The sequence below is a fragment of the Vibrio owensii CAIM 1854 = LMG 25443 genome, from assembly GCF_000817815.1.
Classification (GTDB): domain Bacteria; phylum Pseudomonadota; class Gammaproteobacteria; order Enterobacterales; family Vibrionaceae; genus Vibrio; species Vibrio owensii.
In genome coordinates this window covers 29751-45009 of sequence record NZ_JPRD01000020.1, presented here as the reverse complement: position 1 = coordinate 45009, position 15259 = coordinate 29751, and the positions used below count along the sequence as shown (strand labels likewise).

Here is a 15259-nt window from a genome sequence, read left to right as displayed (position 1 = left end):
TATGTCTGTAATTTGGCGAAGTATCCATGAATCCAGATGTGATAACATGGCGTTAGTTCAATGCTTGGATACACGTAATGCTCGCACAATCTGAATTCCTTTCTCAGCTTCAGCTCCAATCTTACAAAGCCTTTCAACGTAATGGCGTGGTGATTTATGGTGATGCCGATTGGCAAAATGCCTTGATTGCCGAATTTCATCAGAAGCGACAAAATCAAACTTGGTTCTGCGTAGGTGAGTGGCAACTAGAAAACACCCACTGCGTAAATGCAAAACAAGGCAATATGTTGCTCGGCCGTGAGTGTGACGTTCTGCTGTTTGACGCGAGAAAAGAACTTGATGCCAACAGTTTTACTTCGGCTCTTGGTGCGCTCGTCGGCGGTGGACTATTAATTGTAGTTGCCAATAAAGACCAAGACGCGGATGAAGCGGGACTGTGGCTGCAATCGCAATGGCAACAACTCACCGTGATTGAGGAGAATTTGTCATTGCCTTCATTGCCAGCGTTCATACAAGCGGAAAAAGCACATCAGTATAGTGAGCAAACTGAAGCGGTTTCTTTTATCGAAAAAGTGGTGACAGGGCATCGCAAACGTCCTTTAGTATTAACCGCCGATCGTGGTCGAGGGAAAACCAGTGCGTTAGGCATTGCGTGCGCGCATCTTCTAGAGCAAAAGCCACTGCGAATTCTCGTCACAGCGCCAAACATCAAAGCGGTTGAACCTGTTTATCAGCACGCGCAGAGAATGCTATCAACCGCACAGCGCGTTAAGAAAGACCGATTAGAAGCGGGGCAGGGCTGCATTCAGTTTATCGCACCAGATGAATTACTCTCTACTTTACCTGAGTGTGATTTGTTATTGGTTGATGAAGCTGCCGCGATTCCGGTTCCTATGCTTAAGCAGATTACCGAGCAATATCATCGTCTCGTTTTTTCAACCACCATTCATGGTTATGAAGGTTGTGGCCGTGGCTTCACGCTTAAGTTTGTCGATTGGCTACAAAAGCAAAGACCTGGAATGAAACTTTGTCATCTTCAACAACCTATTCGATGGGCGACAAACGATAATTTAGAAGCATGGCTCTACCAAGCATTTTTACTGGATGCAGAACTCGCTCCGAGTCAGCCTGCTGAGCTTGACGATATTTCATTAATCAACCTCCGTAAGTCAGCGTTGATTTCTAATCCTTCCGTATTGAAAACGTGTTTTGCGTTACTTGTGAATGCGCATTATCAAACCTCGCCAAATGATTTGCTGCATCTTTTGCAAGATGAACATTGCCAGATCTACGTAGCTCAGAATAACAATGAAGTCGTCGGGGTGATGTTAACTGTGGAGGAGGGCAGCCTTGATTCGAATCTCGTTAAAGATATTCAGCTTGGGAAACGTCGTCCGAAAGGGCATCTGACGCCAGTGACTATCATCAATCAGCTTGGTTATGCTGATGTGGGTGCGCTTTCTACTTTACGAGTCATGCGAATTGCGGTGCATCCAGATTTGCAAGGCAAGGGCATTGGCCAACAAATGTTGAAGCAGTTGGAACAAACTACGCCGCCTCATATCTCTTATTTGTCCACCAGCTTTGGTGCGACAGAAGAACTGATAGCGTTTTGGAAGCAATCTGGTTTTGAATCCATTCGTCTTGGAAGTATGCGAGATGCAGCAAGTGGGTGTTACTCGTTGTTGATGGTTCGTCAATGTGGCTCACAACAAGGTTGGATAAACGAAGCGAAATCGCTGTTCGAAGAACTGTTGCCATTGAGTGCGGCGTCTACGTATCCTAAGTTGGAGCCAAGCTTGCTTCGTGCGCTATTGCCAACCTCGGTATCTACGTGCCAGTCCCATTTAACGAAGCGCACTCTTATAGAGAGTTATGCTCAAGGTGGGAACAACTTCGAATCGGTCTCTGTTTGGATTCAGCAATGGTTATTGCAATGTGGTTTGGCCGATGTGTCTGACTTGATGATCAGTAAATTATTCTTAAACAAAGACTGGAGTGCGTGCGCTAAGCAATACGGCTTGCCGGGACGTAAGCAAGTTGAAGCGCAGATAAGAAAAGAACTACAAGTTTTGATAGCTAAATTTACAGTGTAAACAGAGCAAGCAATTTACACTGTAAATCCTCTCCTTTTTTTATTTGGTCTCTGCCAAGGCTGGCGGTTGAGATGTAGGGCCAATCTCAATTTACACTGTAAACGGAAGTCTTGTTTTATTAGTCATATATAAAATGAGCTAAATAATAAACTTCCCTTAAAGTCAGATTACCCATTAGGGATGCTTCACCATCTATTCAAACACAGGTCGTGATGCTTTGGTGAAGTAGGGAGAGCGCAACGCAAAAAATGAATCTAAATCGGATTTAGAAATTCTGAGTGAGCTTATCTCTAGCTCATAACTCGCGGGGCTTCCTTTAGTGATGTGAGCCTGATTCTGAGAATTGAGAGGTTTGTTCAGAAAATGATTTTGGTTAGACTGAATTGGGTGATGGGTAGCAGATGGATTGGTTATGTGGAAGATATGCCTTGAATGGTCGGAAGACAAAACGAGGATTTTTGCCCGCCTACCGGGAGATATTGAACTCGGAGGTGAGCTAAATCAAAAGGAGTTGCCTGAACAGCTTCAAGCAATGAATGCCAGTCAGGCGTTTGTTGATGACGCTGAAGTGGTTCGATTCATTAACTGTGCTCGTGAGCGTAAAGCTGAAGCATACGAAGGCATCGTCGTCGCACAGATTAAGAATGCTCAGGTAGAAGTTGAACTGTCGAACAACGACATGCTCGCTAGCATGAACATAGTAGGTGCTTATGGGGGCCGAGGTTTGCGTGGCCCTGAAATCGTTCAAGCACTGGCTCATGCGAGAGTGTCGAAAGGCATCAATAAGTTGGCGCTTAAAAAAGTTATGGTCGTCAGCAATCAACTCAAACCCGGAGAAACCTTCACTCAACCTGTCGCCGTTGGTAAACAACCTGTCAAAGGTAAAGACGCCATCTTTACGCCCCTCGTCAAAGACATCACCAAACGTATCCTCAAACCGAAAGAAGGCCAATCGACCAGCGACAAGATTGATTTACGCAACTTGGGTGAAACCATTGCCGTTGATATTGGCGACGAGGTCATGCGTCGAACGCCTGCTACTAAGGGGATTCCAGGTTTTACTGTGCAAGGCCGCGTGATTCCTCCTCAAGCAGGCAAAGACAGCCCGATTAAACCGGGTAAAGGAACGGAAATTAGCAAAGCCGATCCTAATCTTCTGATTGCTTCTGTATCTGGTACGCCTCTCATCAAAGACAAAACCATCGAGGTCGATAATGCGCTGTGTCTCAACAGTGTGGGCGTAAATACCGGGCACGTTAAGTTTAAAGGCAATGTCATCATTGGTGGAAACATTGAATCTGGCATGATCGTCAAAGCGACAGGCTCTATTACCGTTGGTGGCTTTATTGAATCTGCGGATGTACAAGCTGAGGGTGATATCCAAGTGGCGAAAGGCATTATTGGCCACACAGTGAGTGATGGTCAGCCAAAGAGTTGCCACGTTCGAACCAAAACATCGATTCGTGCCAGTTACGCCCAGTATTGCGAATTGCAGTCTGGCGAGGATATAGAGCTCGCTGTGCACAGCATGAATAACGACATTGAGTGTGGACGCAACCTGACCGTACTTGATGCCAGCGGTAAAAACGGCACTTTAAGCGGTGGTGATGCCAAAGTAGGAGGTAAGGTGCTTTGTTCGCAACTTGGTGTAGAAGGCGATACTGCAACTAAGGTCGAAGCTTTTGCTAATTACGCCTTGTACAAAGAGCGCATTGCCAGCTTAAAAGAAGAATACAAATCTGCTCAGGAAGGCACGATGGATGTGATTCGTAAGGAACTTGAATTTAAGAAGCGTCCTAAAGCAGAGCGTACTGATGAAGAACAAGCTCAAATCGAAGTAATGAAAGCGCAAAACAATACTCGCCTTGAAGAAGTTAAACAGAAGCTAGAACACACTGAGCAAGAGTTTGAAGTCTCACTAGAAGAGAATATCGTCGAAGCCAAAGATCGCGTGTTTACCCGTGTTACAGTGCAATTTGGAGACGAGCAGGTGACAACCAAACGCACCCATGGCGGTTGTGTGTTTAGCTTTAACCAATACGAAATCAAAGTGGCGGCAAATTTAGAGGAAGAAGACGTCGTTGCGATTTAACTCTTTAACTGAAATAATCAAAAAGCCCGTGTATTGAGAGGTACACGGGCTTTTGTTTTTAAACGTTAGGCAATGTGTTCTTGGTAGTAAGCACCAAGTGCACGTACATCACTGCTGCACATGATCTTCATTGCTTGTTTAATATGGTTAATGGGCCAATCCCACCATTTGATTTCTAACAACATGGCGACACATTCGTCGTCAAAGCGCTGGCGAACAATATGATTGTGACCAACAACAATCGAGTAGGGCGGAACATCTTTTGTGATGACTGAGCGCGCACCAATCACGGCACCATCTCCAATTTTCACGCCCGGCATGATCATCGCTTCGCTGCCAATCCACACATCATTACCCACAACAGTATCACCTGCACGTTCAAATCCGCTTTGTACATCTTCTCCAAACTCTTCAGGAGAAAATGGAAAGGTAGAAATCCAATCTACCCGATGGCCTTGATTGCCTGCCATCATAAAGGTCGCGCCAGAAGCGATTGAACAGAACTTGCCAATGATCAGTTTGTCCACTTCGCCATAAGCACCCTCTTGCCACTCTTGTTGGGTAACGCTGTCGCCCATCAAATAACGAACCGATTGATCTTCAAATTTTTTACCGTGATAAAACCCTGAGTAATAACTGTAATCTCCCACCTCGATATTCGGGTTAGTGACATGGTCTTTGATCACTTGCCCTTTTAACCAAGTATCGAATGCGTTCATTCGTGATTCTCCGTTCAAATTTTAAGTTGTAAGCAGTGTAGAGCCTTTCTATTATTTCCAGTAGATTGTTTTTAGAGATTCATAATTACCATATGGAAATAAAGTGGCTAAGCTACGTGCCGATGTACATCGCTCTATGTGAAGAGAAGAGTATTGCTGGCGCGGCGAAAAAACTGCGTTGCTCAAACGCGCACGCGAGCCGTCAATTGAGGCAGTTAGAAGAGATTCTGTCAGTACAGTTGATTCAACGTACAACAAGGCAATTTAATCTAACTTACGATGGACTGCGCTTTTATCAGCAAGTAAAGGGTTTGATGGAAGGAGCGGAGCAGATTAATGAACAAGTGATGGAAAGTGACCGAGTCGCTGGGCATTTGCGCATCGCGGCGTCGGCATCATTTGGTGCGGCGTTATTGAACCAAGCATTGATCGAGTTTCGCCAACTATATCCGGAAGTGACGTTCGAAGTGATCTTTTCAGAAACGCCTTTGGATCTTATTGAGTCTGGCTTTGATGTGGCGTTTTTCTTCACAAACAATCCACCCGAGGGCTATATTGGCCACCATCTGCGCTCTTTACACTGTAAACCGTTCGCACACAAAGCGTACTTGTCTAACAAACCAAGCATAGCTACGCCGGAAGATCTTTATCAGCTTGACCACATTGTGTATCGCAATGAAGAGTTAAACCTCGATACGTGGCACTTTCATCATATTGAAACCAAGCAAAAAGTGTCAGTGGCTTTGCAAAGTGTACTCAGCTTTAATTTGGTTCAATCCATGCTTGAAGCCACTCTTGCGGGATGCGGCGTTGCAATGTTGGATGAATTTGCATTGGAGAAACTCAACGGTGAAGAGCGATCGCAACTCGTGCCGTTACTCCCTGAATGGCAAACGGATGCGATCCTGCCGCTCTATATTCTTTATCCTAAACGTGAGCATTTACCAAAGCGAACGCAGGCGTTTATTGAGCATTTCAAACAGCAATCATTTTAAGCTGTAATCATTTTAAACTGACAGGTTGTCTTGAGCGTGCAGGTCTTTAATCTCTGCAGTGCCTTGAAAGTGTTGATTACAAGTGCGGCAGTAGAATTGAGGTGTTAACTCGTGATAGTGGTTACCGGTAAAACAGCGTGATACCAACACCATTAAACGGGCTGTTTTGCCGTTGATGTTTTCAGGTTGAGTGTTGATGCGTTTCATCACGCGTTTGTGTTCAGTCGGTTTGTTGCAGTGTGAGCAAAATTTTACAGGCATAAGGCTCTCATATTGATTCAGTGATGATTAATTGATGAGAGAGTACTTTGCTTAATGATGAAAAAGTAAACATGCATGTAATGATAATTGACAGCAATGCCTATTAGGAAACTCATAGAGTGGCTAGTAACTGAAAAGAAGGAAGATTTCACTCCTCGATATTTTAAAGGCAGGAAAAATATCGAGGAGGAAATCTTAGCTAACTAAAACGAGCGTATGGACATTTACAGCTCGTAACGTAGCCCGAAGTGGTAGTAGCTTTCATCTGCATGTGCACCACCAAACGAGACTTCTTGTGCGTTGTCGTAACCGCGTGAGCCATTACGGTCAACGTAACTGGTGTAGATAGAAGAGCGAGGGGTCAGTTTGTATTGCACTTCAACTGTCGTATCTTTCAGCTCAAGCTCGTCGCCGTCGCTGTTTTCTAGAGAGCGGTAACCAGCACGTAGCGCCCATTTGTCATTTACACTGTAAACCGCGGTCAGCTCCATGACTTTATCGGTACTGGTTTCAGAGAAGTAACCTTCTAGCTCATCTTCTGAGTAAAGCGCACCTAACATCAAATCACCCAAGTAGTAACGCGTACCTGCTCCCCAGAAGGTGTAATCGGTATCGTTGTTTTCACGCGCATCGCCTTTGCTTTTTTGCATTGCAACTACAGGGGCTAGTGTACCTAAATCGCCCATTTCTAGGGTGTAACGAAGTGCTGCGTTGTAGCCGTAGTCGAGTTCAGAGGTGCTGTTACCAATAATGTAAGCCACCGATGCGTCGAAGTTACCAATGCGGTTTTGGTATTGCAGCGTACCGTCTTGACGGAAAACTTGTGTCGCGGTTTTATCCACTTTATTTGCTTGGCGTGCCATAGATACGTCTGATGACGCGAACACATCACCAATGTCGGTGAACATGATTAATCCTGACGCAACACGACCACCTGTGATTCGACCGTAATCTTGTGCATCAATACCAGCCCAAACGTAACGTGCTGTGAGAGAAGGCTTGTCGTTCACTTGGTTGGCGTATTCGGCTGCACCTACTTGGTATTGGGCCAATGACAGAGGCGTGTTCGTTGATGGTTTGTGAGCCATTTAAACCAATACGGCCATCAAATTCGCCGTTAGCATCACCGTGTTCATCATTTTTATTAGTGACGTTAAAGCCAAGACGAGAGTAAATGTTCAAAACCGACCCGTCTTCTGCTTGGTAAAGTTGAGCGGCCATCGCTGCGTTCGATGCCATCAGAGTAGGGAGAAGTAGAGTCAAAATGTGCTTTTTCATGTGAACGACCTTTTCGTTTCTATTGTTTTTAAGCACGACAAAGCCCCTTCCGAATAACGGAATAAAATCAATGTCGTGAGAAGTAGAGAGAGGGTGCGCCCTTGAAAGCTCAAGGACGCGAGCTAGTCCATTCCTATAGGGGTTAGAATGATTTAGCTTAAATCAACGTCTTTGCAGCCAAAGAAGTAGGTAGCTAGGAAGCCAACGATGTAAGAGATAAGTAGGCCACCGATGAACACCATCATGCCGGCAAAGATGCCGCTAGCCGAGGTCATCAGAGGGATTGCAACGATACCAGATGGGCCGAATACGGTGTTTAGACCGACAGGCAGGCCAAGGTAAGAGACTAAGCCGATAAAGAAGCCACCCGCTGCGCCACCAATACAAGCGGTTACGAACGGTTTAACGCGCGGTAGCGTCACGCCGTAAATCAGTGGCTCACCGATGCCAAGTAGACCTGGAATGATGGCGCCTTTTACTTGTGTGCGTAGTAGGGCGTCTTTCTTAGCTTTGAAGTACAGCGCCATAGAAGCACCTACTTGACCGCCACCAGCCATCGCTAGGATAGGAAACAGCGAGTTGAAACCTTGTGCTTCCATGAGAGCGAAGTAAACCGGCACAAACCCTTGGTGGATGCCAAATACCACGGAAATTAAGAACAAACCTGCCAAAATCGCTGCGCCTAATGGGTTGTCATTCAAGTTTAGGAACAACCAAGACATGCCTTTGAATAGCTCACCACCGATTGGCATGATGATCAAAAACGTTACTGCACCCATGATCAAAAGCGTGACAACTGAGGTTAAGATCATGTCCAGATCGTCAGGCATATACTGACGCACTTTTTTCTCGACCTGAGCACCAATGATCGCTGCCATCAACACGCCAATAATGTTGCCACGAGGATCAATCGCAAAACCGAAGAACTCATTCATTCCGGAATAAATGCCCGACGTTGCATCGGGGTTATAACCCAACACAAATAGCGAAGCGAGTATGGCGCCATTGACGCCTGAGCCACCAAAAGCTTGCTGAGCGTTGTAGCCAATTAGAATGCTTAAGAAAGCGAACAGACCTTTGCCAAAGACCTTCATGTAGGCAATCAAATCCAACATAAACTGGCTTGGCGTTTGGTCGAGCACGAAAATTTGTTCCAATAACGTTGCAAAGCCGAGCAGCAAACCCGCAGCAATAAAGCCGGGAATCAGCGGTGTAAAGATGGTGGCAAACTTACTCAGAAAACGCTGAACCGCACTGGTTTGCTTACTCTTCATCTGTTTTTTCTGTTCTGCGGCGACAGCAGAAAGATCCTGTTGTGGTGCGTCAGGCTCTTCACTGTCACCAGAGATTAAGCTGTCGATCAACTTATTCATCATATCGGCCGCTTGCTGAGCTTTACCGGGACCAAGAATGATCTGGAATTGCTCGTCGCTTTCTACCACACCCATTACGCCGGGAATTTGTTTAATGACGGATTGATCCGCCAAGCTGTTATTTGCGAGAGATAAACGCAAACGCGTCATACAGTTACCGCATTTACTTACGTTGTTACTGCCACCCACTGCGGCGAGCAATTGCGATACTGTGTTAGAGGTAATTTTGGCCATAGGGACTATCCTTCAGGACTAGGGCTGTTTAGTTATTATTTAGTGCTGCACGAATAAAACCGTTGTGCTCGGCGAGGCGAGACTTGGCTTGCTCTGCATCCAAATCAGCCAGAATCATTAAAATGGCGGTCTTACAGTGACGTTCACACGCTTCAAGCGCTTTTTCTGCTTGTTCTTTTGTTGCGCCTGTTGCTTCAATCACAATGTTGGTTTGACGCTGAATCAGTTTGGCGTTGGTGGCTTCTACATCCACCATTAAATTGCCAAACACTTTACCGCTGCGAATCATTGCGCCGGAAGTCAGCATGTTCAGCACCAATTTTTGCGCTGTGCCTGCTTTCATGCGTGAAGAGCCGGTGACGACTTCTGCGCCCACTACCGGAAGAATGGCGATGTCGGCCGCTTCTGCCATTGCGCATCCTGGGTTACAAGCGATTGATGCCGTTGTTGCTCCGACAGATTTTGCGTACTCCAAACCACCTAAAACATAAGGAGTACGGCCACTAGCAGCGATGCCAACAACAACATCATGCTGAGTCAGATTCAGCGCTTTTAAATCGTCTTGGCCCATTTGAGCGTTGTCTTCTGCGTTTTCTACCGCTTTCAAAATCGCTTGATGACCACCAGCAATTACACCAATAACCATATCTGGGTGTGTGCCATAAGTTGGAGGGCATTCACTCGCATCAAGAATACCAAGGCGGCCAGATGTACCTGCGCCCATGTAAATCAAACGGCCACCATTGGCGAACGCTGCAGTAATGGCATCGACGGTTTGCGCGATTTGTGGCAATACGGCTTGCACCGCTAAAGCGACTTTCTGATCCTCTTGGTTAATGACTTGCAGCATCTCGATGGTAGAAAGCGTATCGATCTCTGCGCTCGCTGGATTGCGGCTTTCTGTCACCAATCGGCTTAAATCAATTTTCATGTTTTGTACTCTTCGTAAATGTTCAATCTGAGGGCGATTCTATGGAATAAAATATTCAGGTTGGGTGATAAAAATCACACTTGAGGTTATTCTTTGTTCAGTAAAAATTTGGAATAATGACCGAGAATACTGATGAGATAACCTACGTAGAAACAAGGGTTGTTAAGTTAATCAGGCAGTTAAACAAAAGTGTGATTATTTCTGTTTTGGAATAATTTATTTAAAGTTTTTGGAATTTTGTCGTGTCCGTTATCAATAAAATCGTCGCAAGACGTACTCAACTCTCTCAAAGTGGTCGTTTGGTTGGCGATTGGATTGTCGAAAATGCAGAAAAAGCCGCCCAATTGACCAGTCAAGAACTTGCTGCGCAAGTGCAAGTGAGCCAATCGAGCATCGTCAAATTCACTCAGAGAATTGGCTATAAAGGCTATAGCGAGTTCAAGTTGGCGTTGAACGAAGAGATTGGCCGTAAGCAAGCGATGCAATCCACCCCGCTACACAGTGACATTCTGGCGGATGACCCGATTGCGGTGATTTCGCAAAAACTGGTTAAAGCGAAAACCGACGCTATGTTCCAAACGACCAATGCGCTCTCTTATGAGGCGTGTCATCAAGCGGTGAAGTGGTTGAGTGAAGCGCGCCGTGTGCAAGTGGTGGGCATTGGCGGCTCTGCACTTACGGCAAAAGATTTGAGCTTTAAACTGCTTAAGCTTGGGATTACCGCGCTATCAGAGCAAGACAGTCACGTACAAATTGCGGTTGCGCGTACGCTCTCTTCACAAGATGTGCAGATCGCTATTTCTTTTTCAGGAGAACGAAAAGAGATTCTGGTGGCTGCGGAAGCGGCGAAAGAGCAGGGAGCAAAGGTGATTGCTTTGTCTGCGCCGGGGAGAAGCCGCTTGAGAGACATTGCGGACATCACGTTTGATACCATCGCCAATGAAACAGAGCATCGCAGCTCTTCCATTGCTTCGCGTACGGCACAAAACGTGATTACGGATCTGCTGTTTATTATTTTGGTGCAGCAAAGAGACGAAAGCGCGCGTCAGTTGATCAGTGATATCAGTACCGATATCAAGCAGATCCTTACTTGATCGCTTCGTATAGCTAGAAATTAAAGATCTGGATCGTGCTGCAACAAAGCAATAAACGCATCGAGATGCTTTTCGATCGTGAGATCCGCCGAGATCGGTGGCAATTCTACCGTAATACAAGGTAGTTGGCGTTCATTGCACCAAGTTCCGAAAGACCCCGGCGTTTCGTAATCAACATCGTCAACGATAGGTAGATTGAATTGCTTGCCGAGCCATTTGGCCAAATCAGAATGAGCAGGGTCGTCGACAAACGCTAATGGCTCATGAAACGAGACCACAAATTTTGGTCTGCGCAGTTCAATCAAACTAATTAGTGCGTCAACTTCTGGCTCTAGCTGTTCTTTGCTACCCGTTTTTACTTTCACATCTCGAACAGGTGTATGTGAGCTCCAGCGATAGACTGTGCCGTGCTCTGTCCAATTCTGTGTGGGAAACGCACGGTTTAGATCGACTTGATTGGCGTTGGCTCGCGTACCCAGTTGGTTTGCGTCTGGGTTCATCGATATAACCACATCGTGTTTCAGACACTCCGCTGGCAAGCTTCTTAACGCGCACGACAATCCGGCGATTGAGGCTGTCTCGTCGCCGTGTGTCCCCGCGAGAATAAGGCCTCGCGAGTTACTTTCTACTTGTGCTGGGAAGTACAACAACGGCGCGCCCAGTACCGATTTTCCATATGATGTTGGCGTAATTAAAAATGCCGCTCTTTCCGTTCTTGGAATTAGACTCACCGTAATCTCCTGATTGTTCGAGTAGTATCTATTCATCACTCAAGCTATATATAACTCATGTTACAGCCGTTGAACTTAGCATCTTGAGATTACTCGGATATAAACTGAACACTTAAAGTTCGTCAATGCTTGTATGATGAATAATGGTACTTGCTTCAAAAGACGTGTTAGGAGAACGAAAAACGATATGGATTTTAAAAAGCATTCAACAGCGTTACTGGTTTCCTCTTTATTGCCCCCATTTTTATCCGCTTCAGCTTTAGCTGATTCTTTACCTGATGGTGTGCAACTCGCACCGGAACAACATTTAGTACGAGCAAACGATGCAGAAGCGGCGACGCTAGACTCTGCAAAAGCCGAAGGCTTACCAGAGATGCACGTAATTCGTGATTTGTTTGAGGGATTAGTCATTCAAGACCGCGATGGCAATATCGTTCCTGGTGTTGCGGAATCTTGGCAAACCGAAGACAACCAAACCTTTGTGTTCCAGCTGCGTAGAGACGCAAAATGGTCGAATGGCGATCCTGTGACAGCGGATGATTTTGTCTATTCACTGCGTCGTGCAGTGGATCCGAAAACTGCTTCTCCCAATGTTTGGTATCTCAAACTTACTAAGATCAAAAACATCGCTGACGTAGCAGAAGGTAAAAAGCCACTGGATGCTCTTGGTATCACCGCCGTCGATAAACATACTCTGCGCTTCGAACTTGATAGCAAAGTGCCGTACTTTGTCGCAATGACAGGCCACACTTCGATGATGCCTGTACACAAAGCAACGGTTGAGAACAGCGAAAAGCCGTGGAGTGACCCGCAGCAGTTTGTTGGCAACGGTGCATTTGTTCTGGATAAATGGGTGGTGAATGAACGCATTGAACTGAAAAAGAACCCAAACTACTGGGATAGAGCGGATACTCATCTCACAGAAGTGACATACATTCCGTTTGAGAACCAAAACGCATCGATCAATCGCTATGCGGTGGGGGAAGTGGACATTACCTCAGATGTACCAACCCATATGGCGCAAAAGCTGAAGAAGGATTACGAGCAAGCGTATACCGCGGTTCCGCTACTTTGTACTTACTACTACGCGTTTAACACAACACGTCCTCCGTTCGATGATGAGCGAGTTCGTAAAGCTGTGTCTTATTCGATGATGCGTGATGTGATCACGAATGGTGTCACGCAAGTGGGTAACCTGCCTGCTTATACGTTCGCACACCAATACACCGCCGGCTTTGATGCGACTCAGCCAGAATACAGCACATGGACGCAAAAACAGCGTGATGAAAAGGCGCGCGAACTGCTGAAAGAAGCGGGATACGGTGATGGTAAGTCTCTGGATTTCAAATTGCTGTACAACACCAGTGAATCGAACAAAGCCATTGCAGTGGCGATTGCTTCTATGTTGAAGAACAACTTGGGCGCGAAAGTCGAATTAGAAAACCAAGAGTGGAAATCTTATCTCGTCGCTCGCAAACAAGGGGACTTCGATGTTATGCGCGCCTCGTGGTGCGGAGATTACAACGAAGCTTCGACCTTCTTGAGTCTACTGCGCTCTGGTTCGTCAGGTAACTTTGCGCGTTACAGCAGTGAAGCCTACGACAACGCGATGAACAGTGCATTGGCCGCAACCGATGAGAAAGCGCGCCAAGGTTTCTATGATCAAGCCGAGCAATTGTTGGCGGCAGATATGCCAATCGCACCGATTTACTACTACATGCAAGCGCGTTTGGTTCGTCCTACGGTTGGCGGTTTTGCCAAGAACAACGTAGAGGGCCGTATCTACTCGAAAGACCTCTATATTAAGAAGTAGCGCTCAAAACAAGCGATAAATAAGAAGCCCCGAAGATGTATCTTACGGGGCTTCTTTTATTGCTAGCGAGTGGAGAGCTTGTCTACGAGTATTGCGACTCGTTTGCCAAGATACTCCGCCGTTGCAACATCTGAGGCATGCAACTGACCATCTTCACCGCCTTGAGCAACAATGCCACCTTGTACGCCATATCGGTTCAGATTTTGCTCGCCAGAATTGCTGATCTTATCCAATCCGACCCACATCATGCCATGCTGACTAGCGAGCGTTTGTAGATACTGCAACGTCATTGACTGATCGCCATTCATTGCCCCACCACTGGTAAAGCCAGCCGCGATTTTACCCGCCCATTTTTGGTAATACCAAGATTCACTGCTTGCATCTGCAAATGCTTTAAACTGCGCTGCTACGCCACCCATATAGGTCGGTGAGCCAAAGATAATCGCATCGCACTCAGCAAGTTCATCCATTAGGCTAGGGTTCACAAAACGCCCCTCAATAATCTCACTGCCTTCAATACGGTGAGAGAAAATTTCAAATCCACCTTGTTGTTCAATGCCTTGTTGTTCAACGCCTGCGGCAATCGCGCGAGCAAGCTGACCAGTAACGTCGGTTTTTGAGAAATAAATAATCGCAATTTTGGACACAATGGTTCCTTTTCATCGTTGATTTTGAATCGTGCGAATAAGGCTAAAACCTCAAGCTTGGTTGAGGTCAAGAGATGGTTTGAAATGAGTGAACTAAATATTTGCTGATTGATTTAAGAGCAATGTAGTTGTTTTTGGAGAGGGCTATCGACTGAGGAATAAGTCGGTGGTAGATACGTCCAAAAAAACGACAGTATATTAGGTATTTAATTCCAGAAAGCGCTTTGTTCCTATGAGAGAATATTCAAGTGATTGTGGGCAGTTTGTGTGTTTAGGGGAGGATTGGTTGATTTACTTATTTTATACATTGGTCTGTGCTTTAGTACTTACCTTCTTTAGCTTAATCTGGGGCGGTGTTAAGTTTTGGAATCTGTACCATGAGTCCAGGCCGAGCCTCATGGAAAAAAAGAAGCTATATCTTATTGTTAGCTTAGTTTCAATTATCGTTGGGTATTTGTTGTTGGAAGCTTTGCCATGGTTGCTCGATTATTCCTGCAGTCATAAGTTAGAGGATTTTGTGTCTATCTGTACTAAGCGTTAACTCGGTATGTTGGTTGGACTGTGTTAAGAGGAATCAAAATTAAACAGTCTCCTAAAGACAGATGAGTTTGAGGCGCAAACAAAAAGCCGATGTAGAAAACGCTCTTGGAAACGATGATAAAGGTACCGATGTTAATGATGACTAATAGGCGGAAAAATAGATTTAAGTATATAAACTCAGACCTTATCCAAGGCGGTAAAAGTACGTTCCATCGTTTCTTAAGGCGGGGGATTATTATCATTATGGTAGGAGGCGTTTCTACAGCCTCTTCTATGGTATTTGCACACTTTATAGGTGGGATATTTGATGTGAATATGGATGTTCATCCAGAGAGCTTAAAAGATAAAGCGCATGCACTGCTTTTGGTTTCAATCAGTCTTATCTTTTATTTCTTTTCTGCCCTTATCTCGCTAAATATTAGTGGGTGGCTCATGATGAAGCTAAAGATATAAGC

At 45.6% G+C, this 15259-nt stretch carries 12 protein-coding genes and 1 pseudogene; 6 read left to right on the top strand and 7 right to left on the bottom strand.

Annotated features, from left to right (window positions below; genetic code table 11):
* Positions 1–77: 77 nt before the first annotated feature.
* Positions 78–2096 (top strand): tRNA(Met) cytidine acetyltransferase TmcA, encoded by a 2019-nt coding sequence (locus tag H735_RS12540; protein ID WP_020197818.1) that lies wholly within the window; start codon positions 78–80, stop codon positions 2094–2096.
* Positions 2097–2508: 412 nt separating this feature from the next.
* Positions 2509–4188, top strand: a complete 1680-nt coding sequence (locus tag H735_RS12535) for a DUF342 domain-containing protein (protein ID WP_020197819.1) — start codon at positions 2509–2511, stop codon at positions 4186–4188.
* A gap of 65 nt (positions 4189–4253) precedes the next feature.
* Here H735_RS12535 and H735_RS12530 read toward each other — a convergent pair whose 3' ends face one another.
* Positions 4254–4907 (bottom strand): CatB-related O-acetyltransferase, encoded by a 654-nt coding sequence (locus H735_RS12530; protein WP_020197820.1) that lies wholly within the window; start codon positions 4905–4907, stop codon positions 4254–4256.
* 92 nt (positions 4908–4999) lie between these two features.
* On the opposite strand from H735_RS12530, the gene H735_RS12525 reads away from it, so the two are divergent.
* Positions 5000–5902: a LysR family transcriptional regulator gene (locus H735_RS12525; RefSeq protein ID WP_027726835.1), complete on the top strand. Its 903-nt coding sequence runs from the start codon at positions 5000–5002 to the stop codon at positions 5900–5902.
* A gap of 12 nt (positions 5903–5914) precedes the next feature.
* Here the strand turns inward: H735_RS12525 and H735_RS12520 are convergent, their stop codons facing one another.
* The 4 genes and pseudogenes from H735_RS12520 to murQ form a co-directional block, all read right to left on the bottom strand.
* Complete coding sequence (locus H735_RS12520) at positions 5915–6163, bottom strand: hypothetical protein (protein WP_020197822.1); 249 nt, start codon at positions 6161–6163, stop codon at positions 5915–5917.
* Positions 6164–6387: 224 nt separating this feature from the next.
* Positions 6388–7441 (bottom strand): annotated as a pseudogene (locus H735_RS12515) (porin).
* 152 nt (positions 7442–7593) lie between these two features.
* Positions 7594–9048 (bottom strand): PTS N-acetylmuramic acid transporter subunit IIBC, encoded by a 1455-nt coding sequence (murP, locus tag H735_RS12510; RefSeq protein WP_020197824.1) that lies wholly within the window; start codon positions 9046–9048, stop codon positions 7594–7596.
* 28 nt (positions 9049–9076) lie between these two features.
* Complete coding sequence (gene murQ / locus H735_RS12505) at positions 9077–9979, bottom strand: N-acetylmuramic acid 6-phosphate etherase (RefSeq protein WP_020197825.1); 903 nt, start codon at positions 9977–9979, stop codon at positions 9077–9079.
* A 242-nt stretch (positions 9980–10221) separates the two neighbouring features.
* Here murQ and H735_RS12500 point away from each other — a divergent pair, with 242 nt between their 5' ends.
* On the top strand, positions 10222–11073 hold the full coding sequence (locus H735_RS12500; protein WP_005428937.1) for an SIS domain-containing protein: 852 nt from the start codon (positions 10222–10224) through the stop codon (positions 11071–11073).
* 20 nt (positions 11074–11093) lie between these two features.
* Here H735_RS12500 and mpaA read toward each other — a convergent pair whose 3' ends face one another.
* The gene (gene mpaA, locus H735_RS12495; protein ID WP_027726836.1) at positions 11094–11804 is read right to left on the bottom strand and encodes a murein tripeptide amidase MpaA; all 711 of its coding nucleotides are present in this window, start codon (positions 11802–11804) and stop codon (positions 11094–11096) included.
* Between the two features lie 187 nt (positions 11805–11991).
* Between mpaA and H735_RS12490 the strand changes: the two genes are divergently transcribed.
* Positions 11992–13617 carry an ABC transporter substrate-binding protein gene (locus H735_RS12490; RefSeq protein WP_020197827.1) on the top strand — a complete coding sequence of 542 codons (1626 nt, stop codon included), beginning with the start codon at positions 11992–11994 and terminating at the stop codon, positions 13615–13617.
* 62 nt (positions 13618–13679) lie between these two features.
* Here H735_RS12490 and H735_RS12485 read toward each other — a convergent pair whose 3' ends face one another.
* Positions 13680–14264 (bottom strand): flavodoxin family protein, encoded by a 585-nt coding sequence (locus H735_RS12485; protein WP_020197828.1) that lies wholly within the window; start codon positions 14262–14264, stop codon positions 13680–13682.
* A 675-nt stretch (positions 14265–14939) separates the two neighbouring features.
* Between H735_RS12485 and H735_RS12480 the strand changes: the two genes are divergently transcribed.
* Positions 14940–15257: a hypothetical protein gene (locus tag H735_RS12480; protein ID WP_238320684.1), complete on the top strand. Its 318-nt coding sequence runs from the start codon at positions 14940–14942 to the stop codon at positions 15255–15257.
* Positions 15258–15259: the final 2 nt, after the last annotated feature.

Bases quoted from the DNA above. Each gene is read 5' to 3' on its own strand.
- H735_RS12540 (WP_020197818.1), top strand. From the start codon at position 78: ATGCTCGCACAATCTGAATTCCTTTCTCAGCTTCAGCTCCAATCTTAC.
- H735_RS12535 (WP_020197819.1), top strand. From the start codon at position 2,509: ATGTGGAAGATATGCCTTGAATGGTCGGAAGACAAAACGAGGATTTTT.
- H735_RS12530 (WP_020197820.1), bottom strand. From the start codon at position 4,907: ATGAACGCATTCGATACTTGGTTAAAAGGGCAAGTGATCAAAGACCAT.
- H735_RS12525 (WP_027726835.1), top strand. From the start codon at position 5,000: ATGGAAATAAAGTGGCTAAGCTACGTGCCGATGTACATCGCTCTATGT.
- H735_RS12520 (WP_020197822.1), bottom strand. From the start codon at position 6,163: ATGCCTGTAAAATTTTGCTCACACTGCAACAAACCGACTGAACACAAA.
- murP (WP_020197824.1), bottom strand. From the start codon at position 9,048: ATGGCCAAAATTACCTCTAACACAGTATCGCAATTGCTCGCCGCAGTG.
- murQ (WP_020197825.1), bottom strand. From the start codon at position 9,979: ATGAAAATTGATTTAAGCCGATTGGTGACAGAAAGCCGCAATCCAGCG.
- H735_RS12490 (WP_020197827.1), top strand. From the start codon at position 11,992: ATGGATTTTAAAAAGCATTCAACAGCGTTACTGGTTTCCTCTTTATTG.
- H735_RS12480 (WP_238320684.1), top strand. From the start codon at position 14,940: ATGATGACTAATAGGCGGAAAAATAGATTTAAGTATATAAACTCAGAC.